The sequence below is a fragment of the Microcoleus sp. D3_18_C2 genome (assembly GCF_036702395.1).
In the GTDB taxonomy this organism is placed as follows: domain Bacteria; phylum Cyanobacteriota; class Cyanobacteriia; order Cyanobacteriales; family Microcoleaceae; genus Microcoleus.
This window is the reverse complement of record NZ_JAUBTG010000019.1, coordinates 62,158-82,848: the sequence shown is the minus strand read 5'-3', so window position 1 is coordinate 82,848 and position 20,691 is coordinate 62,158. Positions and strand designations below refer to the sequence as shown.

Genomic DNA, 20,691 nt, shown 5'->3' with positions numbered 1-20,691 from the left:
GAGTCCAAGAACCTTTACCAAACTTAATCAAAACACGCAACAAGACCTAATACCAAGTCCTCCAACTCCCCTAAATCCTCTCGATCCCCGCGCGTGCAAGATCGGGGGTCAAATCTAAAATCTAAAATCTAAAATCTAAAATCTAAAATCTAAAATCGCCCGATCGCTCCTAAGATAAAAAAACGGTGGTTAAGAAGGTCTTTAAAACTTATGCGAGTGTTCGTCTTACTCTTCAATGCCCGCACCGAGAACGAGGGAATTCATACCATTCAACTCGGCGATCGCAATAAAGTTCTGATGTTTGAGTCAGAAGACGACGCCACCCGCTTTGGCGTGATGTTGGAAGCTCAGGATTTCCCCGAGCCCACTGTCGAGGCGATCGACGATGAGGAAATTAAGGAGTTCTGTAACAGTGTTGATTATGATTGGGAACTGATACCGGCGGGGGCGCTGGAGATTCCGCCAGAAAACAATGTAACACAGACTCAGTGGCAGCCGGAGTCCGAACCCGATTCCGATCCGGATTCTGAGGTTTCCCAAAACGAACTGGATTCTATTCGCCGCCGACTCGAAGGACTTTTGTAATAGCCATTAGTCATTAGTCAGCAGTTATTGGTAATGGGTAATGGGTAATTGCCTCTCTGTCGGAAGTAGATTTAGCCGATCGCCCGCAAGCGCAAATTTCGAGCTTTTGAGTCACGACTTCACCAAGCTAACCAGCGGGCCGGCAATGCGTACCCTATTGTGTACACCTAATGACTGTTGACTGTTGACTAATGACCAATGACTAATGACCAATGACTAATGACTAATAAAAAAACATGAAGAATTTGGAAGAACGGGGCCATCTGCTGACTGAACAGGTGAATACCAACAGCGAGAATTTAGACCAACTCAGTTCGATCGAATTAGTGGACTTGTTCAACCGGGAAGACGCCCAAACCTTAAGCGCGATCGCCCGTGCCCGCGAAGAGTTAGCCCGAGCGATCGACATTGCAGCCGAGTCTCTGCGTCTAGGAGGCCGCCTGTTTTACGTCGGTGCGGGTACTTCCGGGCGTTTGGGGGTGCTGGATGCGGCCGAGTGTCCCCCCACCTTCTGCACGCCGCCAGAACTCGTACAGGGCATAATTGCCGGGGGTGCGGGGGCTTTGGTGCGGAGTTCGGAGGATTTGGAGGATCGGGCTGAGGATGGGGCTGAGGCGATCGCCCACCGTCACATTACCAACTTAGATGTAGTTGTCGGGATTACGGCTGGGGGTACGACGCCGTTTGTCGCGGGCGCTTTGCAGGCGGCACGCCAGCGGGGGGCGAAAACTGTGTTTATGGCCTGCGTACCCGTCGAACAAGTGAATTTTGAGGCTGATGTTGATATTCGGTTGTTGGTTGGCCCGGAGGTAGTGGCTGGTTCGACGCGCTTGAAAGCCGGTACAGTCACAAAAATGGCTTTAAATATCATTTCCACTGGGGTAATGGTGAAGCTGGGCAAGGTTTACGGCAATCGGATGGTTGATGTGGCGGTTACTAATAAGAAATTGCGCGATCGGGCTGTGCGGATGTTGCAAGATTTGACTGATTTGAACCGGGATGAAGCGGGTTTTTTGCTCGAAAAAAGTGGCAAGTCTGTTAAGTTAGCTTTGATGATGCACTGGACTAATTTGGAGAAGGAAGAGTGCGATCGCATTTTGGGAGAATTTCAAGGGAATTTGCGATCGGCAGTAGCATCGATTGGTCATTAGTCAGCAGTCAGCAGTCAGCAGTCATTAGTCATTAACAACTGCCAACTGCCAACTGTCAACTGTCAACTGTCATTTGCGATATCGATGCAAAAAATTGTGAAATCTCTGCAGTGGATCTGATGTGATAAACACTTTTGGTATTTGGGGCGCGATCGACATACTCGCGATATCTGGGAGTCAAATACTTGTGACACAACCAAAGAACGCGGTAACTATTAATTGAACTCTTCAAGATCGGACTCTTTTGGGGCCAGCCTTCTGGCGGTATAAACTTACCTGTAATCAGCCGTTTAGTCACCCACCAGAAATGCACGTATAGGGGCAGATCGACAAAAACCAGAGTATCTGCCTCGTTGAGTCGAACCCAGACGGTTTCCATGCAACCAAAGCCGTCTATAATCCATCGGTCAGTAGCCAAAATTTTCTCATGGGTACGCTTATATTCTTCATTTGGAACCTCAGCGCCCCCAGATTGATATTTAATCTTATCCAAGGCGTAAAGTGGCAAACCAGTGATTTCTGATAATCTCTTGCTGAGAGTTGATTTACCGCCTCCAGCGTTGCCAAACACGGCTACTTTTTTCATACAAAATCCTCTTAGTAATCATGCAGTTTGTAGCAAGATTTTGGAGAATTGCTATAACAACTGAAGTAGTAGGGTGCGTCAGCTTCGACAATCTGGGCTACCCATCAAATCCCCCTACCAACTGACGCACCTTACAAGCTGCATAAGTGAAATTTTACACTACCGATTCCCCGTTACCCATTCACAAAAACGATCGCCGTAAGCTGACTTTCACTTACACCCTGCACGATTCCCAAATAATTACTGCCAGACTTAATCGCCCAAGAAGCGACGCTTGCACCTCCATCCAACTGCAAACTCACAGCTTCAAAAGTCAAGTTTGCAAATCCGATACCGTCAGTCAAACCAATTTTATCCCCAGCCCCAAAATCGGTAATCACATCTGCACTAATTAAAGTAGCCGCAGCAGACAAACCTCCTGCTAAGATAAACGTATCATTTCCGCCGCCGCCCGTCAGCATATCTTGCCCGCGATCGCCCGCCAACAAATCAGATCCGTTACCGCCAATCAAGACATCATCTTCTTTTCCGCCGCGAATAGTATCGTTACCGTCAGATCCGATTAGTCGATCGTTATCGTTGTTGCCGCTGATAAAATCATCGCCAACACCGCCATCAATTACATCGGATTCTTTGCCACCCCATAAGCTGTCATTGCCGCCGGCACCATTAATTGTATCCGCACCTTGCATCCCATTAATGCTATCAGCACCTTCTCCCCCCGTGAGATTGTCTTTGCCGGAAAGGGCAAAAATTGGCAATCCCGCAGCATTTGTCGGTATTTGAGTATCGGCACTATCTGATAGGAAATAATTGCCGCCGCTGGCTGTATTTTTGGGTGCTGTCGTCGGGCTGCCGTCCCCTGTAGCATTGGGTATTGGCGAAGTAATAGATATAGTGTTTGGTGTGGGAGTTGGTGTGGGAGTTGGTGTCGGTGTCGGTGCGGGATTGACACTACCGTCAAGAGAAGTCGCAAAAACTTGCGTCCAATAGTGATTGAAATTTTCTGTGCCTGTATCGTCGGCTAAGAAATAGTAACCAATCCCAATTTCTTTGAGATTGGGGTTAAGAATGTTAGCCCGGTGGCCACTGCTGTTCATCCAAGATGATACAACTTGTTCGGGTGTAGAAGAACCCGCAGCGATGTTTTCTGCTGCTGCTGAGAATTGATAGCCCGTTACAGTAATACGACTGGTGAATGACGAACCATCTTTGCCTGTATGGGAAAAGAAGTCTTGCAGTGCCATGTTTTGGCTGTGATTTTCCGCAGCATTTAGTAACTGAGTATTTAAGGTTAGTGGCGACAAACCTAATTTACTGCGTTCGATGTTGGTAAGTTCTAAAACTCTATAAATAAAGTTTTGATTGGTTGAAGTTGGTGCGAGTTGAGAGGCAGATCGCTCTCCTGTTAAAATGTCCGAGGACTGAGAACCTGAATTTTGTAGTTGTTCAAGCATGGGGATGATCGAGAGTTTTAAGACATGGTTTTGCTGGTAGATTGCTTACCGTCTTAACGATAGTTTCCCCGATCGCTAGCTGGCTGGACACAATTCAATAATTGTATTAATTCCTGCCGCTGCTTTATCTATTTTGATTATAGCTGTTATCAAAGTGGGGATGTCAAGAGGCTGGCTATGATTGGAAAATGGAAGAGTACGCTCGAATTTAAGGAGAGTTTCAAAGGAATGTGCGATCGCCCGTGGCATCAATACAATTTTAGATTTTAGATTTTAGATTTTAGATTTTTCCTGATTAGTAAGGTTTGCGCTACGCACCCAGCGTGCTGGATGGCTGACTAGAAACCCGGTTTCTACGATTTTTGCAGAAGAGAGGAACGACAAATATAGCAAGAAACCGGGTTTCTGAATTCTGTGTGCGATCGCGAACAGAGTTTTTAGTAGAATCCTCACAAAAAATTCTAAATTAATTCAAAATTCACAACCGCGCAGGCTTGTTCCGGATCACAAAAGCAATCTCAAGATTTCAAACTATTTTCTTGTCCGGCTTTAGCCTCCTGAGCAACTTGCTCAACCTCATCTTTGGCGAGAATTTCCAAAGCTGTCTGTGCTTCTGCACCGCCCAACCGCCCCAAAGCTTGGGCGACTCTGTAACGGATCTGCCAATCTGCATTGGAAGCGTAGGGAAGCAGCAGCGGCAGCGCGCGTTTATCTCCCAATTCACCTAATGCGCTGATCGCAATGGTTTGGATCAATTCGTTTTCAGAAGTTAGGGCATTTTCTAACATCGGAAAGGCTTTCGGATCTCCCATTTCTCCCAAAGCAGCAACGATGCTCATTTGCACCAGCCATTCAGAGGTACTGCTATAAACTTGCTGCAAATCTTCTAAAGCATCGGTTAATTTCAATGCGCCCAAAGCATCGGCTGCTGCTGCTTGCACGTCGGGTTCGGGGTCGTTGTTCAGGCTGTGGAGCAGTACCTCTAAAGCGTTTGGCAGATTCTGGGTACCGAGGGTTGATAATTGGCTGACTGCTGCGTAGCGAACCCGGACGTTATTATCGCCGATCGCAATTTGAATTAGTTTATAGGCGATCGCGGGTTCTAGTTGTCGCAGTTGGTTGACTGCTCGCAGTCTTTCGCCAAAATCCTCGGAATTCAGCAATTGTTCGACAGACTCAGGGGTAATGCTCATTCGATTTTAGATTTTAGATTTTAGATTTTAGATTTGGTAATTGGTAATTGCCAAAAGCGAGCGAGATTTAAGGAGCGATTCCCTACGGGATAGCTTCGCTTCACGACTCATTTTCTGATACAGTCCTGGAACTGCAACAGCTAATTTAAGACTCCGCAGCCATCGATCGGATAATATCTCCCCTAGTGAGGATGCCGATTACTTTGCCCGCAGTATCGACCACCGGCAATCGGTGGATACTGCGATCGTGCATCAGTTTGGCAGCTTCTTGGACAGATTGATCTGGCCCGATGGTAACGGGTTCTTTACTCATCGCTTCTCCTACTGTTTGTCCTAAAGCCTTGTGGAGTTCTCGCTCGTAACGAGATGGATTTTCCAAATAAATCACGCTGTCGAGCACCATGATATAAGCGGGCGGAGTTACGCCGGTTTCCCGCCACATCAAGTCGGTTTCGGAGATGACTCCTACCAACAAGTCATTCTCATCTACGACGGGAAGACCGCTAATGCGTCGATCGGCTAAAATTTTAATCGCTTCGTTCAAGGGCATTTCGGGTCGCGCCAAAATCGGGTCGCGGCTCATTACATCGGCTACTGTTTTTGGCATGATTAGGGGTTGATTGAGTTGTTGCTCTAAATCGATCATATAGGGAAAGGGCGGCACAGACTGAAGAAAGGCAGCTCTGCTGAAGGGATTCGTTAGAAAGTAGAAGGAAGGAAAAAGCTTGAATGCCAGAATTTTGCTGTTTTTTTCGATCGCACTATAAAATTCTGCCCTTTGCCGGACTCCGGCGAGCGATCGGTCTGACAAGATTGTTAAGATATCTTAAAGAGCGGATAAATCCTTACCAATGCCAGAATCTCCAGCCACAGAACCAGACTCCCAACCAGAAGCGCGCTGTGTATTGGTTTGCCAGTATCAATCTTGCCTGAAAAATGGTTCAGCAGCAGTGCTAGCTGCTTTTGAAGCTCAACAAGTTGCAGGGGTGAAAGTTGAGGCTACTAGCTGTCAGGGACAGTGCACCACTGGCCCGACTGTACGAGTTACCCCGGACGAAATTTGGTATTGTCGAGTTAAACCGAGTGATGTACCCTTGATTGTGGAAGAGCACCTCAAAGAGGGAAAACCTGTAGAGGCGCTGTTCAATCCGAGAATTCATGCGCGTTATTATTATTAATATTGACTTGATTCGGTGAAACTTCCAAGCTCTGGCGCATCTAAATTTTAATAGTTATTATTAAGGAACTGGCACTGTGAAAATCCAAGGAATTGCGCTTAGTTTGTTCGTCCTAATTCTGGGGCGTCCGTCGGCGGTTGCTGCTCAAACCCAGGCGGTTGCTGGGGATATTTGTCCTGGGGATTTGGGGGCACAAGTAGATGCGATCGCCAACCGTCCCGAATTTAGCCGATCGCGCTGGGGCATTTTGATTCAACCTCTATCTTCTACTACTACTCTCTACAGCCGCGACGCCCAAAAATATTTTATTCCAGCATCAAATGCCAAGCTGCTAACTACAGCCGCTGCTTTACAGAAACTCGGTGCAGACTTTCGGATTAAGACATCGGTTTACAGTGGCGAAAATGGAAGTTTGTACGTTGCCGGCAGGGGAGATCCGAGCATTGCTGAGGCTCAGTTGAAATCTTTGGCGCAGCAGTTGAAGCAGCGGGGAATCAGTCAAGTTAACCAGTTGATTGGCGATGACAGCTATTTTCAAGGCAGTGCAGTCAATCCGAATTGGGAATGGGAAGACGCGCAAGCTGGCTACGGAGCGCCGATTAACAGTTTAATTTTCAATCAAAACGCGATCGACCTTCTCTTGTCCCCGCAGGCTCTGGGGCAACCTCTCAAAGTTACTTTTGCCGAACCAAAGCTGGCAAATCAGTGGCAACTTCAGAACAATTCAGTAACAGTCGCCCAAAACGAATCCGAGTTTATTGAAATTGGTCGGGAGTTCGATCGACCTATAATTCGAGTGGGCGGACAGTTGAAAGTTGGTGCAGAACCTGAATCAGCTTATGTCGCAGTTGTCAACCCCGCTAATAATTTTTTGCAGTATTTTCAACAAGCCCTGGCGGCTGAGGGAATTCCTGTTAAACAGGCTTTAGTTGCATCGGCTTCTCGCAATTTAAATCAAGAATTAGCGACTGTTGAATCGCCACCGCTGGCGGAATTGGTGAGAGAAACTAATCGAGTAAGCAACAATCTTTATGCAGAAGTTTTATTGAGATTGTTGGGGAAAGTTACAGACAAGATGCCCCTGCCACAAACACTCACAGGCAAGATGCCTGTGCCACAAGAGGATACAGGTGAAATGGGTTTGAAAGAGTTAAAAACAGTTTTAACTCAATTAGGAGTAAATCCAAACAGCTACAGATTAGCCGACGGTTCCGGCTTGTCTCGGCACAATTTAATTACTCCAGAAGCCTTGGTGCAAACTTTGAGACTTATGGCCAATTCACCTGCTGCATCTATTTACCGCCAGTCACTGCCGATCCCTGGCGAGAAGGGCACTTTGAAAAATCGCTTTAATGTTACACCAAATCGCGTAATTTTGCAAGCAAAAACCGGAACTATGAGCGGAGTTTCGGCGCTGTCGGGATATATCGAAGTTCCGAATTACGAACCCCTGGTGTTTAGCATTATCGTCAATCAATCTGACCTATCGACTGCAAAAATGCGATCGGCAACGGACGAAATTGTGCTATTATTGAATCGCCTGCGCCGCTGTTAAAACAATACATTTAAGGTGAGAAACTTCAACTCAGTAGTTACACCTAAAACACCGGACACCCCAAAACCCTACAAGTTTTAAGTTTCATTAGATTGCACTGACGGGGATCGAAAAGCAGCTACAATAAAAGTAGAAAAATTAACACCATTGGGACGTTTTAGCCTGCTACCAGTCGGCGGGTTCTGTACTTCCCGAAAATAAGTCTAACTTTCCAACTATGAATTCTTTAGATTCCGAACAGCAACACATCTTTGTGGAAACCAATAACATCCGCCTGCACTGCGTTTCTCAAGGAGAAGGCGAACTCGTTCTCCTCCTGCATGGGTTTCCAGAGTTTTGGTACTCTTGGCGTCATCAAATCCCTGCTTTAGCGCGTCATTTCAAGGTGGTAGTGCCGGATTTGCGGGGCTACAACGATTCCGACAAGCCGGAAAGCGGCTATGATTTGGATACGCTAAGCGCCGATATTCGCGGTTTGATTGCGAGCCTCGGTTATACAAAAGCTCACGTTGTAGGTCATGATTGGGGAGGGGCGATTGCGTGGCACTTAGCTCAAAAATTCCCCGAACAACTCAATCGCTTGGCAATTTTAAACGCTCCGCACCCGCAGCGATTCGTGCAGGAAATGGCGAGCAATTTAGATCAAATCCGCCGCAGTTGGTACGTTTTGGCGTTTCAGGTTCCCGGCATTCCCGAATGGTTGATCCGGCAAAACTTGAAAGATTTTGTGCACAATGTTTTCCAAGGACAAGCTGTTCGCAAAGGCTCTTTTAGCGCTGAGGAAACTAAGATTTATCAGACTGCTTTAGAAAAGCCGGGAGTATTAGCCGCCGCTATCAATTATTACCGCCAGATGTTTCACCCGCAGAGGCTTTGGAATTTGGGGCAGAAATTAGAACCTGTGACAGTGCCTACTTTGGTGCTTTGGGGAGAAGAAGATGCGTTTTTGAGCCACAAACTTGTAGAAGGTTTAGACAGATTAATTACGGCTCCGTTTAAGTTGAAATTAGTTCCTCACTGCGGTCACTGGATTCAGCAGGAAGCGCCGCAAACGGTGAATCGAGAATTGCTGAGTTTTCTGAGACATTCTTCTTCTTCTGTGGCTGTAGCATAGAAAAAAATTAACGCTTGCAAATAAGAACGGGCAAGATGCCCGTTCCACAAGAAGATTGAATTTTTGTGGAACGGGCATCTTGCCCGTTCTTAATATCTGACGCACCCTACTTATTGATCAATACGCTTGGGTTAAAACTGTTTATTCCTCGGAGATCCCCCTAAATCCCCCTTAAGAAAGGGGACTTTGAGTAAGTTCTTGTTCCCCCCTTAAGAAGGGGGGCTAGGGAGGATCGGGCTTAACTGAACCGTATTGACTTATCGATCAGTCCCAGAGCAAATTTTCTTGGATCAGCAGTGCAATCATCGCAGTTCTGGAACAAACACCGAGTTTGATAAAAATTCGCCTCACGTAAGTAGCAACCGTCCAGTGACTAATATTTAAATTTTTGGCAATACATTTGTTTGGCAGGCCTTGGGCTACTAATTGCGCGATCGCTCTTTCGCGTGGGCTCAGGCTAATTTCCGGTTTGTAACTTTTGCTTTGCATACTTTTGCAATCAGGTAACGAGTTAAAATCTAATCAATTAAGGGTAGAATTTCGAGTTTTTCTCGAACTTCAGATAAAGGTGTTTCCCAATCAGATGCAACGTCCCAATTAATTAACCGAGTGGCTAATTTTCCGTGTTTTAAGCCTTTGATAATTTGTCCGATCGCGCAACTTAACCCGCCGATGGGTCCAACTAACACTAAAATCGCACAAGAAGGACGAAATACTTGAGCGCGAGTAAACGCTTGAAGTACCAATTCATCTTCTGTTGAAGCTGAAAGACCAGTCAGAACGTGCCACACGTCGTGGTTTCGCACCAATCCAGTCTCCCGATGCGATCGGCTCAAAGCCTTGTTTGTCTAGAAACCGCGCCACTGAGCACCCTAATGTTCCTGCTGGCAGTTGGCGCAATTTTGCCAATTCTATTTCAAAATGTCGATCGCTCTCAATTTGAGGATTAATTGTTTGAGCCATCTTTAATATAACTCCTAATTGACCGTCAGCCATAATTTATTCTCCCTTCAACAATGATTTAATTTTAGAGAAAATTAATTTGTGTTTGTCAAGTTCATTTTTGCGCTTAATCAAGACGACTTTTTTTACCTACTCAGCTTAGAAACCGTACTTTCTGTCACAGCAATTGGCTTTCAGGAGCTTTTACATTTCTTTACAAACCTTCTTAGATGTGAAATCTGCTATCTGTAAACATCGCCCTAGTGTTTGGAATCCCAACTTGACTCACCGGGAAGTACCCGTAAAATCTACAGTATTTAGCGGTGATTGGAACTCCCTTACTTACGTATATAAATTTATTCTGCTGCTAATTATTAGAACCTGCAATGAGTCAGAAGTGGAAGCTTGCAGGCATGGTGATGCAGGTGCATACAAGTGAAGAGAGCTGAAGCAAGCTGAAGTAAGGTGAAGTTATGCAGAGTTGATGTTTAGGAATTACGCAGTAGTGCCAATCCCCCGTGGTTGCCCAATTTGTAGTGGTAATCATGGGGGATGGCCCGTATGTCGTTAGAATGCCGCTCAAATGAGTGTCACTCATTTGAGCGACTGGTCAAATATGTTCACCAACAGCTACAAATAAAGTAGAGATTCATACAAGGTGTTACTATGAAAAAACTTTCCATTTTGTTATCCACAGGAGTTGTGTCATTGATTTGGTGCGCTGCTGCTAGCGCTACCACTTATATTAATCCTAACGGTAAAACTACTTTAAACTTGTCAGAAAAAGGAAACAATCGCAGCGGTTTTTACTTAACCAAAGTAGGCAATCGGGAATTTTTGGGCAATATTCAAATTACCCGTTCCCAAGGAGCAGCAGGCTCTTACTATTACAATGGGACTTTCAAAGACACTGCGACAGGCCCTGGCCGAAAAATTGTTTGTTCTGGAGATATTGCCATTATCAGGCGTCAAGTTGGAAGAAGCAGCCAATTGGGAGCCGAAGTTACTTGGAAGGTGAAAGCAGGAGAAAATTGTCCTTCTATTGGCCAGACATTTAAAGTAAATTTAGTCGAAGCTTTACCGCGTCCTAATGCAAGTGGCGACTATACTTCTAGCAATGCTAATACTTGGTCGAGTCCAACAAATGGTCTTGTAACTTGGCCTACTTGGCGAGTCACGTCGCGAGATGGACAACTCAACTGCCGCAAGAACGCAAACGGAGCAATTCAACAAGTTTACCGCGCGGATAGAGATACAGTTGCTGCTGAACTCAGGGGAGCAAATGCGATTACGATGGCGAACGGTCAACCCTGGTTGCTGACAAGACAAGGCTGTTATGTGCGCGCTAATTCTCAATACGTTCAGCCAGTTTCTATGCCTGAATAAGTGTTCGTAAATAGGGAGCATCTCAATGAAAGTAGCCTAGCTAGAAATTGGAGTTAGGAGTCAGGAGTCAGGAGCCAGGAGCCCAAAGAAGTATTTTTACAAATATGAGATGCTCCCGCCAGATTCTCCCTCAGTGGTTCTGGCTTTCCGATCCCCTCAAACGGCAATCGGATTGTTGCCTCAATTAGCTTGTTAATTCGTTTTAACGTTTTCTTATCTTGCCCTTGCCAATATAAATAATCGCCCCAAGCCTCATCCGTCCATACTAACTTTCTAGTCATCCAACAAATTTCGCTCTACCACTTTCCCCTGCTTAAACTGAGCAATAGAACGCTCCAAATGGGCAGCATTGGCGGGAGATTTGAGTAAATGAACTGTTTCCAGCAAACTATTAAAGAACTCTAGCGACATCACCACGGCATCCTCCGCATCCCGTCTAGTGATGATGGTATAGTCCGTATCTTCCACTACTGCTTCCTTTCGCTGTGTTACTGGTTTACTGGTGTACTGGTTTACTGGCTGTACCTGCAAGTCCTACTCTTAACCCATTTAAGCGACAAGCGAGCCGAAGCCGAGCGAAAATTAAATTCGAGGCTCGCTTGTCGCTGTTGAGCGTTACTTTCGTTCTTTGCGAAAGTAACGAGTAAAACGAGTAAACAACCAGTAAACGAGTAATAATTGAGGACTAAAAAACTTAGATTTCTTCGTCCAAAACTTCTACATCATCTACATCATCTACATCATCTACATCATCTACATCATCTACATCATCTACCTCAATAGGAGCGACAGAATTAGCAGAAACCAGAGCACCAGTCTCAAGTTTCTTTTTAACTAGCTCCTCAATTTCATTTTTGAAATCGATGTTTTTCTCCATGTGCTGGATCACTTTGTCTCGTCCTTGAGCTATGTTCTCTCCGTTGTAGCTATACCAAGAACCTTTTTTCAGAATTACTCCCATTTCGTCGGCCAAGTCAGTCAGACAGCCTAAAGTAGAAATGCCTTTGCCAAATACAATGTCAAATTCGGCAATACGGAAAGGCGGAGCAACTTTATTTTTAGCAACTTTAACTTTCGTGCGGTTGCCGTATTCTTCTGTACCTTTTTTCAAGCTTTGAATGCGGCGAATGTCAAGTCGCACGCTGGCGTAGAATTTGAGTGCGTTACCGCCGGTTGTGGTTTCGGGGTTGCCGTAAGTTACGCCGATTTTCTGCCGCAATTGGTTGAGGAAAATGACGGTACAGCCGGATTTGCCGATGTTGCCGGTGATTTTCCGCAAAGCTTGGCTCATCAAGCGCGCTTGCAAACCCATGTGGGAGTCGCCCATGTCGCCTTCGATTTCGGCGCGGGGGACGAGGGCGGCTACGGAGTCAATTACTACGATATCGACGGCGACGGAACGGACGAGTTGATCGACTATTTCTAGGGCCATTTCGCCGGTATCCGGCTGGGAAACTAAGAGATTTTCAATATCGACGCCTAAAGCTGAGGCGTAGGTAGGATCGAGGGCGTGTTCGGCATCGACGAAGGCTGCGATACCGCCGGATTTTTGGACTTCGGCGATCGCGTGGAGAGCTAGAGTTGTTTTACCGGAACTTTCCGGGCCGTAAATTTCAATAACTCGACCTTTTGGCAAACCGCCGCCCAAAGCAATGTCCAGTGTCAGGGCTCCGGTGGGAATGGTTTCTACCCTCATGCGAGTGGAGTCTCCCAATCGGACGATCGCCCCTTTGCCAAAGCTGCGCTCGATTTGGGAGAGTACGGAAGTTAGAGCTTTTTGCTTTTCTGAGTTTTCAGTGGAAGTTTTTGACGCATCTTTGCTTTTTGCCATTTGCGGTACGCGGGTAGACCCCTTGCGGAGCTTGTTGATTAACTGTACAACACGTATGTTAGCAGTTATTTTTGGGGTCTGGAGGTTCTGGGAGCATTTGGTTGAAGATTCTTGATTTTGGGGTGGTTCAGCCTGCTCCCGCCTTCAGAATGCCCAAGATGTAGAAGATATTTAACTGGTTCCCAGGCTCTGTCTGGGAACCGATGTAAGCGAGGCTCTGCCTCGAAAAGCTGACATTAAAATTGGAGGCAGAGCCTCCGGATCTGTGTTACCAGGCTCTTCCTGGTAACAAGTAATCGCCACAATTAGGACAAGCATGGCATCTACAACACATCAAGACACATCTGTCAATAGCAAAAATTCCGGCTGGTTGATTAACTTATTGGCGATCGGCATTTTACTTGGTATCGGATTTCGGTTTTTTGAGATCGATCGCAAACTGTACTGGCACGACGAAGCTTACACATCAATCCGCGCCGCTGGTTTCACCCGCCAAGAAATCGACAACGAACTATTCCAAAACCGGATTATTCCTGCACCACAATTGCAAAAATATCAGCGGATTAAACCGGGAAGTACAGAAGCAGACACGATTCGTTCTTTAGCACTAGAAGACCCGCAGCATCCGCCTTTATACTTTCTCATGGCTCGTTGGTGGATGCAGGAATTTGGCAGTTCTCTAACAGCATCGCGCAGTTTGCCAGCAATATTGAGTTTGCTGTCGCTGCCTTTGATGTACGCTTTAGCTCAGGAACTTTTCGCCTCGAATTTGGCGGCGTTATTAGCAACAGCACTTTTGGCTTTATCACCCTTTGACATATTGTTTGCTCAGACAGCAAGGCAGTACAGTTTGCTAACAGCCATAGTTATTGGCAGCAGTTGGCTGCTGCTGAGAGCAGTGCGGTTGCGGGGTTGGAAAAATTGGGTATTTTACTCGCTGGCGATCGCTCTTGGTTTCTACACTCACCCATTCTTCAGTTTAACACTCATCGGACACGGAGTTTTTATAATTTCTTACTGGCTGTTTGTCAAAAAAACAAAATTGCGAGGTCATGTAACTAATTCCCAATTTTTTTTAGCAGTAACAGCAGCTTTAATATTGTATATTCCCTGGATTTACGTGCTGGCCACCAACCTGGAACGAGCATCAGTTACGACAGATTGGACGCGAGTATCTCCGGGTTGGCTGTATCTTGTCAAATTGTGGATACTCAGCTTTACAGCCTTATTTTTTGACTTCGACTTCGGGTTTGATAATAGTTGGACTTATCTGCTGAGATTGCCATCTTTGCTGTTAATTGTGGCAGCCCTTTACACAATCTGCCGCCGCACTAGCAGTTCAACTTGGCTGTTTATTGTAACATCAATTTTTGTACCTTTTTTGATACTGGCATTACCGGATCTAATCCTAGGTGGCAAACGTTCCGCCGTCAGCCGGTATCTGATTTCCTGCTTTCCAGGAGTGCAGCTAGCAGTTGCTTACTTGCTCGCCAGTAACGTGAAAATTCAGCAGCGGTTTTGGCAAGTCATTTTAGCCCTGGTTTTTACAGCAAGTATAGCATCCTGTACCGTCAGCGCTTTTTCTGATACTTGGTGGAGCAAAGACTTGAGCTATTTTAATGCTGAAGTTGCGAAAATTATTAACAAAGAGGCGATAGCTAATCGATCGATTAAAGATACAATTGTAATTAGCGATCGCGGCAACGATTTTACTAACATGGGAGATTTGCTTTCTCTGAGTTATTTGCTCGACAAAGACGTGCGGCTGATGCTGATGAGCCAGTCGCCGGAAATCGAGATGCTGAACAAATATTCGGCTCCCCTAGTGTTCCGCCCTTCGGAAAAATCGATCTCGGCATTTAAGCGAAATCAACGGCGGTTAGAGCCGATATTGGAATATGCCAGACTTTTTCGAGCGCGGCGAGCTTCTTAAAGCAGATTGACAGAAATGGACGATCGTCCCCGACACTCCCCGGTAGGGTACGTCAGTGGATTTTAGATTTTAGATTTTAGATTTTAGATTTATTCCACAGATGAATCTGGGAGATTAAACTTTGGTCTAAAATTTTTGGAGATTCACGATAGGAGTACGTGGCACGGTATCGGTTTTTGGGCGGGGGCAGAAAAAACTGTTTGAATTGCCTCAAATATTTCGACTGACGCACCTTAAATCACTATTTGGGCATTTTTGTCAATATTCCCCGTAAGGTGCGTCAGAAAAAAACTGTCTGAGTTGTCTCAGGTATTTGGGCTGACACACTTGACATCATCAGCAATAATTATTTGAAGAGTTAGGATAAAGCGCCATGCAAGAGTTAAATAATTCATCTTCCGAATCCGCGCAGAAGTTTCGCGATCTTCAGGCAGAATTACGGGAACGTTGGCGAGCGATAGAAGAATTCGACGGCGGAGATTGTGACATTATTATCATTCCTTCTGTCAGCTTAGATCAGCAAGAAATGCAGAAAGTTGAGGGTGCTTACCACTACGAAGAGCGGCATTTATTTTCATTGATTCGCCTGCGAAATCCCCGCACGCGCTTAATTTACATTACCTCGGAACCCTTGCACCCGATGATTGTGGATTATTACCTGCAATTGCTGCCGGGAATTCCATTTTCTCACGCGCGCGATCGGCTTTTGCTGTTCAGTGCTTACGATGCTTCTGCCAAATCCCTCACCCAGAAAATTTTAGAGCGCCCCCGCTTGATGGAGCGCATTCGTCAAGCAGTGCGGCCGACAAAATCCTATATGGTTTGTTATAACTCGACGCCCTTAGAACGGGAGTTATCTGTTCAATTGGGGATTCCTTTGTTGGCTAGCGATCCGGATCTGTTATACTGGGGAACCAAAAGCGGTAGCAGGCAAATTTTTAAAGAATGTGGCGTGCCTTATCCTGACGGTTCCGAGTTGGTGTGGAATGCGGAAGATTTAGCGGAAGCTGCGGCGGATTTGTGGGCAAGGCAGCCGCATTTGCAACGGATCGTAATTAAGTTAAATGAAGGTTTTTCGGGGGAAGGGAATGCAATTTTAGATCTGAAGTCCCTCGCAGGTAAAACATCTACAGAAAGAGCGAAGGCAATTGGCGATAGCTTCCATAATTTGCGCTTTCAAGCAACGGGCGAAACCTGGGAAAATTTTAGCAGCCGCATTCCCGAATTAGGGGCAATTGCCGAAGCATTTATCGAAGGAGAAGAAAAGTTCTCGCCCAGCGTTCAAGGCAGAATTGTCCCCAGCGGCGAAGTAGAAATTCTCTCAACCCACGACCAAATTTTAGGAGGCCCAGACGGTCAAATTTTCTTAGGTTGCCGATTTCCTGCGGACGAATCTTACCGGCTGGCGTTGCAAGAATTGGGATGGAAAGTAGGGCAAAACTTAGCTAAAAAAGGGGCTTTAGAGAGATTTGGAGTAGATTTTCTCGCTGTAAAGCAATCCGATGGGAAATGGGATATGCAAGCAATAGAAATTAACTTACGTAAAGGAGGCACAACTCATCCGTTTATGGCTTTGAAGCTGTTAACAAACGGTCGGTACGAACGTTCTACAGGATTATTTTACAGCCTGCAGGGCCGTCCCAAATATTATGTTGCTTCGGACAATTTGAAAAAAGAGCGCTATCGGGGATTATTACCGAACGATTTGATGGATATTATTGCTGACAATCAACTGCACTTTGACAGCGGTACTGAGACGGGCAGTGTGTTTCATTTAATGGGTTGTTTGTCTGAGTTTGGCAAATTGGGAGTGACGAGTATTGGCAATTCGCAGCAAGAAGCTGAGGATATGTATAACAAAGTTGTGAAAGTTCTCGATCGCGAAACGTCAGGCGATTTTAGATTTTAGATTTTAGATTTTAGATTTGATCCAGTCATATCATGTCCGATCGATTAACCATAATATCCCGACCGGGGCGGGTTTTTGAGATTGTCAATTATTGACGATTATGGTTGGTGAACCCGCCCCTACCTAATTTCGGGTGATCGACCGGACATCATATCAGTCAGTTTAGAGCCCCCACTTCGCAGAAGTTGTCGGGGATCTAGCTAATTTTTAGCGGGATAAAGGGGCGTGGGGTCGATCGAACCTGTGCGGTTGAGCGGCCAAAAACGCACAATTGCCCTACCAATGATATTTTGCTTGGGTACAAAGCCCCAATAATGGCTGTCACAGCTTGCGTTTCGGTTGTCGCCGAGCACCAAGTAAGAATTTGGAGCTACAACTACAGGCCCGTAGGGATACTGTGGAATTTCTTCAATATATTTTTCCTGTAGCGGCTGCTTGTTAATAAAAACTTTTCCCTCTCTGACTTCCACAGTGTCCCCTGGAAGTCCGATCACTCGCTTGATATAGGCATCTTTGATCGGTGGTGGCTGTCCCGTGCACAAACTAGCCTGGTCAGGAGGCATAAATACGATAATATCTCCTCGCTGGGGCTCTTGGAATCGATAGCTTACCTTATCTATAATTAATCGATCGTTAATTTGTAGGGTTGGGAGCATCGAGCCGGTGGGAATGTAGCGTGCTTCGGCAACCAGGGTGCGGATACCAAAGGCCAAAAATGCTGCTAAGCCGATCGTCTTAATTCCTTCGATCCAAGGATTTTCGGTTTCTTGCGGAGGTTTTTCGTCGGCTGACTTGTCTAGACGAGTCATAGGGTATTGTAGTGACTGAGCTGGATACGAATTATAAACTTAATAATGCTTCCATGCTAGCACGCTGTTTACTGAATTAAGGATATCTTATGACTGCCCAATCAAGTTTGTTAATCCGTCGCGCTCGCATTCTTTTGCCCAATGGTGAGTTTTTGGTAGGAGATGTACAAATATGCGATGGCAAAATTGTCCAAGTGGCTGCTGAAATTGTCGAATCGGGCGATCGAGAAATAGATGCGAAAGGCTTAACTCTGTTACCCGGAGTAATTGATCCCCAGGTACACTTCCGGGAACCGGGTTTAGAACACAAGGAAGACTTATTTACCGCTAGCTGTGCTTGCGCTAAAGGCGGCGTGACATCGTTTCTGGAAATGCCGAATACGCGACCTCTGACCACAACCCAAGCTGCCTTAGATGATAAACTAAGTCGCGCTGCCGAGAAGTGTTTGGTGAATTACGGCTTTTTTATTGGGGCTACTCCTGAGATTTTACCCGATTTGTTGGATGCCAATCCGACTCCGGGAATTAAGGTGTTTATGGGTTCGATGCACGGGGACTTATTGATGGATGATGCAGCAAATTTAGAGGTAATTTTTGCGAAGGGCGATCGACTAATTGCGGTACACGCAGAAGACCAAGCTAGAATCAACCAGCGTCGTCAAGAATTTGCTGGTATTACCGATATTGCAGTTCACTCGCAAATTCAAGACAATCAAGCAGCTTTATTGGCAACTCAACTAGCAGTAAAACTTTCTAATAAATATCAGCGCCGACTGCATATTCTGCACCTTTCAACGGGGGATGAAGCTGAGTTTTTGCGTCAGGAAAAACCGAGTTGGGTAACGGCAGAAGTAACGCCGCAGCATTTGTTGTTAAATACCAGCGCCTATCAAAAAATTGGCAGTTTAGCTCAAATGAATCCGCCTTTGCGCGAGCCCCGCGATAACGAAATACTTTGGCAAGCTTTACTCGACGGCGTAATTGATTTTATCGCCACAGACCATGCGCCACATACATTAGCAGAAAAAGCTCAAGATTATCCGAATACGCCGTCTGGAATGCCCGGTGTCGAAACTTCTTTGCCTTTGATGCTGACCCAAGCAGTAGAGGGAAGATGTACAGTGGCACAAGTTGCTAATTGGATGTCGGCGGCAGTTGCTAAGGCTTATAAGATTCCGAATAAAGGGCAAATAGCACCGGGTTTTGATGCAGATTTAGTCTTAGTTGATTTGGAGAAATACCGCCCGGTAGTCGGCGCAGAGATGGCGAGCAAGTGCGGCTGGAGTTCCTTTGAAGGATGGAATTTAACTGGATGGCCAGTTGTGACTGTTGTGGGAGGAAAAGTTGTTTTTGAGAATGGTAAATTGGATACAAATGTGAGGGGAGAAGCATTGACATTTGACGCTGAGTAAGCATGACTTTAACTCAAGTGTTATAATTGGGTATTCCTGCATCGCAAAGGCGATATTACCCATGCTTCTTCAAGAACTAGAAACACAACTCCTGGCCTTAACTCCTACTGAGAAAGCTGAAGCCATCCGGCTTTTAACCCAAAGTTTAAACAATAGCTGGCCAGGAATTACCAAAACTCCCGACGTGTGTGGAGGCGATGCTTGCATTGCCAAAACTAGACTTCCCGTTTGGCTGTTCGTGAGTTTGCGCCGTCAAGGTTCAAGTGATGCTGAACTTCTACAATTTTATCCCCAGTTGAATGCTGCAAACTTAGTAAATGTCTGGACTTATGCTGAGGCTAACTCCGAAGAAATTGAAACAGCACTCCGAGAAGAAGCAGCAGCAATGATGCAGGAAGTATAATTTATGGCACGTCTCTATGCAGATGAACAGTTCCCGTTTCCTGTTGTGGCATTGCTGCGAAATTTCGGTCACGATGCCCTGACTATTCAAGAGGCAGGAAATGCCGGAGATGATGACCCCGAAGTATTAGCTTTTGCTGTGAATAACGATCGGGCGGTTATGACGCAAAATCGTCGGCATTTCATTCGCTTGCACGCTCAACAACCAAATCATGCGGGTATTATCGTCTGTACAGACGATAAAAATCTAGAAAGGTTGGCAACACGCATCAATGATGCTATTGCTGGTGAAGAAAATTTGAGAGGTAAATTGATTCGAGTCAACCGCCCGCCGCAGTAAGTACGCGCGAGCGTAGCTATCCCGTAGGGAATCGCCTTTTCTCAATTTTCCAATTCCCAATCCAATAACTCGCCAGTCCGCATCTCTTGAATTTGCCACCCGTTATCGAGATAAGTCCAAAAAATTTGTCAATAATTATCTGGTTGGTAGTGCAATCAGGACTGAACCCCAAATTTTTGCTAAACTTATAAAAGTATATTCCCTTACGATCGAGGCGATATTACCTATGCTCCAAGAACTAGAAACACAACTTCTTGCCTTAACTCCGATCGAGAAATCTGAAGCAATACGGCTGTTAACCCAAAGTTTAAGCAATAGCTGGCCGGGAATCACGAAGACTCCCGGAGTTTGTGGCGGTGATGCTTGTATTGCCAAAACTCGGATTCCAGTGTGGCTGCTTGTTGGTTTTCGCAATGAAGGTTCAAGCGATTCCGAACTTCTACAATTTTATCCCCATCTAAGTGCTGCTGATTTGGTCAATGTTTGGACTTATGCTGATTCACATATAGAGGAAATTGAAGAAGCAATCAGCAAAAATGAGGAAGCATAACTTATGGCACTATTGTATGCAGACGAACAATTTCCTTTGCCAGTTGTGGAATTGCTGCGGGCTTTTGGTCACAATGTGCTTACTGTTCAGGAAGCAGGAAAAGCAAATCTGGGCATTCCCGATCCTGAAGTCCTAGAATTTGCTATTACTAACGATCGAGCTATTTTGACATTAAATCGGTTTGATTTTATCGGGCTGCACAACCGAAAGTCAAACCATGCAGGTATTATTGTCTGCACAAAAAATCGGAATGTAGAAATGTTGGCAACACGCATCAATGATGCTATTGCTGGTGAGGAAACTTTGAGGGGGAAATTGATTCGAGTCAACCGTCCGACGCCGTAAGTTCGATCGCCTT

General features: G+C 45.7%; 24 protein-coding genes. 13 read left to right on the top strand and 11 right to left on the bottom strand.

Features of this window, described 5'->3' with window-relative positions; translation table 11 throughout:
- Positions 1-210: 210 nt before the first annotated feature.
- Positions 211-585, top strand: coding sequence for a DUF3110 domain-containing protein (locus QUA88_RS14295; RefSeq protein ID WP_333056206.1), 375 nt, complete (start codon positions 211-213; stop codon positions 583-585).
- A gap of 236 nt (positions 586-821) precedes the next feature.
- Complete coding sequence (gene murQ, locus QUA88_RS14290) at positions 822-1,736, top strand: N-acetylmuramic acid 6-phosphate etherase (RefSeq protein ID WP_333233111.1); 915 nt, start codon at positions 822-824, stop codon at positions 1,734-1,736.
- A 55-nt stretch (positions 1,737-1,791) separates the two neighbouring features.
- Here the strand turns inward: murQ and QUA88_RS14285 are convergent, their stop codons facing one another.
- From QUA88_RS14285 to QUA88_RS14270, 4 genes are all read right to left on the bottom strand, one after another.
- Complete coding sequence (locus QUA88_RS14285; RefSeq protein ID WP_333233113.1) at positions 1,792-2,322, bottom strand: adenylate kinase; 531 nt, start codon at positions 2,320-2,322, stop codon at positions 1,792-1,794.
- A 173-nt stretch (positions 2,323-2,495) separates the two neighbouring features.
- Positions 2,496-3,779 carry a CAP domain-containing protein gene (locus QUA88_RS14280; protein WP_333272272.1) on the bottom strand — a complete coding sequence of 428 codons (1,284 nt, stop codon included), beginning with the start codon at positions 3,777-3,779 and terminating at the stop codon, positions 2,496-2,498.
- A gap of 518 nt (positions 3,780-4,297) precedes the next feature.
- Positions 4,298-4,972 (bottom strand): phycobilisome degradation protein NblB, encoded by a 675-nt coding sequence (gene nblB, locus QUA88_RS14275; RefSeq protein ID WP_333272269.1) that lies wholly within the window; start codon positions 4,970-4,972, stop codon positions 4,298-4,300.
- Positions 4,973-5,117: 145 nt separating this feature from the next.
- Positions 5,118-5,579, bottom strand: coding sequence for a CBS domain-containing protein (locus QUA88_RS14270; RefSeq protein ID WP_333056285.1), 462 nt, complete (start codon positions 5,577-5,579; stop codon positions 5,118-5,120).
- Positions 5,580-5,823: 244 nt separating this feature from the next.
- Between QUA88_RS14270 and QUA88_RS14265 the strand changes: the two genes are divergently transcribed.
- The 3 genes from QUA88_RS14265 to QUA88_RS14255 all read left to right on the top strand — a co-directional run bounded on the left by QUA88_RS14265 (position 5,824) and on the right by QUA88_RS14255 (position 8,819).
- Complete coding sequence (locus tag QUA88_RS14265) at positions 5,824-6,150, top strand: (2Fe-2S) ferredoxin domain-containing protein (protein WP_333056212.1); 327 nt, start codon at positions 5,824-5,826, stop codon at positions 6,148-6,150.
- A gap of 76 nt (positions 6,151-6,226) precedes the next feature.
- A complete protein-coding gene (gene dacB, locus QUA88_RS14260; protein WP_333272266.1) occupies positions 6,227-7,705 on the top strand; it encodes a D-alanyl-D-alanine carboxypeptidase/D-alanyl-D-alanine endopeptidase in 1,479 nt (492 codons plus the stop codon).
- A gap of 217 nt (positions 7,706-7,922) precedes the next feature.
- Entirely contained in the window at positions 7,923-8,819 is an 897-nt protein-coding gene (locus tag QUA88_RS14255; RefSeq protein WP_333272263.1) for an alpha/beta hydrolase, read from the top strand.
- A gap of 264 nt (positions 8,820-9,083) precedes the next feature.
- On the opposite strand, the gene QUA88_RS14250 is transcribed toward QUA88_RS14255, so the two are convergent.
- Genes QUA88_RS14250 through QUA88_RS14240 form a run of 3 tightly spaced genes read right to left on the bottom strand, consistent with a single transcriptional unit; the run spans position 9,084 to position 9,815 of the window.
- On the bottom strand, positions 9,084-9,308 hold the full coding sequence (locus QUA88_RS14250; RefSeq protein WP_333036912.1) for a helix-turn-helix transcriptional regulator: 225 nt from the start codon (positions 9,306-9,308) through the stop codon (positions 9,084-9,086).
- 29 nt (positions 9,309-9,337) lie between these two features.
- Positions 9,338-9,625, bottom strand: a complete 288-nt coding sequence (locus QUA88_RS14245; RefSeq protein WP_333056215.1) for a Coq4 family protein — start codon at positions 9,623-9,625, stop codon at positions 9,338-9,340.
- Entirely contained in the window at positions 9,567-9,815 is a 249-nt protein-coding gene (locus QUA88_RS14240) for a hypothetical protein (RefSeq protein ID WP_333056216.1), read from the bottom strand. The genes QUA88_RS14245 and QUA88_RS14240 overlap by 59 nt, the downstream gene beginning before the upstream one ends.
- 612 nt (positions 9,816-10,427) lie before the next feature.
- On the opposite strand from QUA88_RS14240, the gene QUA88_RS14235 reads away from it, so the two are divergent.
- Entirely contained in the window at positions 10,428-11,147 is a 720-nt protein-coding gene (locus QUA88_RS14235) for a hypothetical protein (RefSeq protein WP_333056217.1), read from the top strand.
- A 53-nt stretch (positions 11,148-11,200) separates the two neighbouring features.
- On the opposite strand, the gene QUA88_RS14230 is transcribed toward QUA88_RS14235, so the two are convergent.
- The 3 genes from QUA88_RS14230 to recA all read right to left on the bottom strand — a co-directional run bounded on the left by QUA88_RS14230 (position 11,201) and on the right by recA (position 12,978).
- Entirely contained in the window at positions 11,201-11,428 is a 228-nt protein-coding gene (locus QUA88_RS14230) for a Txe/YoeB family addiction module toxin (protein WP_333056218.1), read from the bottom strand.
- Entirely contained in the window at positions 11,421-11,678 is a 258-nt protein-coding gene (locus QUA88_RS14225; RefSeq protein ID WP_333056220.1) for a type II toxin-antitoxin system Phd/YefM family antitoxin, read from the bottom strand. Before QUA88_RS14225 ends, QUA88_RS14230 begins: the two co-directional genes overlap by 8 nt.
- A gap of 163 nt (positions 11,679-11,841) precedes the next feature.
- Positions 11,842-12,978 carry a recombinase RecA gene (gene recA, locus QUA88_RS14220; protein ID WP_333056221.1) on the bottom strand — a complete coding sequence of 379 codons (1,137 nt, stop codon included), beginning with the start codon at positions 12,976-12,978 and terminating at the stop codon, positions 11,842-11,844.
- Between the two features lie 316 nt (positions 12,979-13,294).
- Here recA and QUA88_RS14215 point away from each other — a divergent pair, with 316 nt between their 5' ends.
- Entirely contained in the window at positions 13,295-14,911 is a 1,617-nt protein-coding gene (locus QUA88_RS14215) for a glycosyltransferase family 39 protein (RefSeq protein WP_333272258.1), read from the top strand.
- A gap of 373 nt (positions 14,912-15,284) precedes the next feature.
- A complete protein-coding gene (locus QUA88_RS14210) occupies positions 15,285-16,820 on the top strand; it encodes a peptide ligase PGM1-related protein (RefSeq protein WP_333272256.1) in 1,536 nt (511 codons plus the stop codon).
- Positions 16,821-17,020: 200 nt separating this feature from the next.
- On the opposite strand, the gene lepB is transcribed toward QUA88_RS14210, so the two are convergent.
- Positions 17,021-17,629, bottom strand: coding sequence for a signal peptidase I (gene lepB / locus QUA88_RS14205; RefSeq protein WP_333233125.1), 609 nt, complete (start codon positions 17,627-17,629; stop codon positions 17,021-17,023).
- Positions 17,630-17,718: 89 nt separating this feature from the next.
- Here lepB and QUA88_RS14200 point away from each other — a divergent pair, with 89 nt between their 5' ends.
- The 5 genes from QUA88_RS14200 to QUA88_RS14180 all read left to right on the top strand — a co-directional run bounded on the left by QUA88_RS14200 (position 17,719) and on the right by QUA88_RS14180 (position 20,678).
- Entirely contained in the window at positions 17,719-19,041 is a 1,323-nt protein-coding gene (locus QUA88_RS14200) for a dihydroorotase (RefSeq protein WP_333056226.1), read from the top strand.
- A gap of 61 nt (positions 19,042-19,102) precedes the next feature.
- The gene (locus QUA88_RS14195) at positions 19,103-19,444 is read left to right on the top strand and encodes a DUF433 domain-containing protein (RefSeq protein ID WP_015174644.1); all 342 of its coding nucleotides are present in this window, start codon (positions 19,103-19,105) and stop codon (positions 19,442-19,444) included.
- Between the two features lie 3 nt (positions 19,445-19,447).
- Positions 19,448-19,783 carry a DUF5615 family PIN-like protein gene (locus QUA88_RS14190; protein ID WP_333056227.1) on the top strand — a complete coding sequence of 112 codons (336 nt, stop codon included), beginning with the start codon at positions 19,448-19,450 and terminating at the stop codon, positions 19,781-19,783.
- 226 nt (positions 19,784-20,009) lie between these two features.
- A complete protein-coding gene (locus QUA88_RS14185) occupies positions 20,010-20,333 on the top strand; it encodes a DUF433 domain-containing protein (protein ID WP_333056228.1) in 324 nt (107 codons plus the stop codon).
- 3 nt (positions 20,334-20,336) lie between these two features.
- Positions 20,337-20,678: a DUF5615 family PIN-like protein gene (locus tag QUA88_RS14180; protein WP_333056229.1), complete on the top strand. Its 342-nt coding sequence runs from the start codon at positions 20,337-20,339 to the stop codon at positions 20,676-20,678.
- Positions 20,679-20,691: the final 13 nt, after the last annotated feature.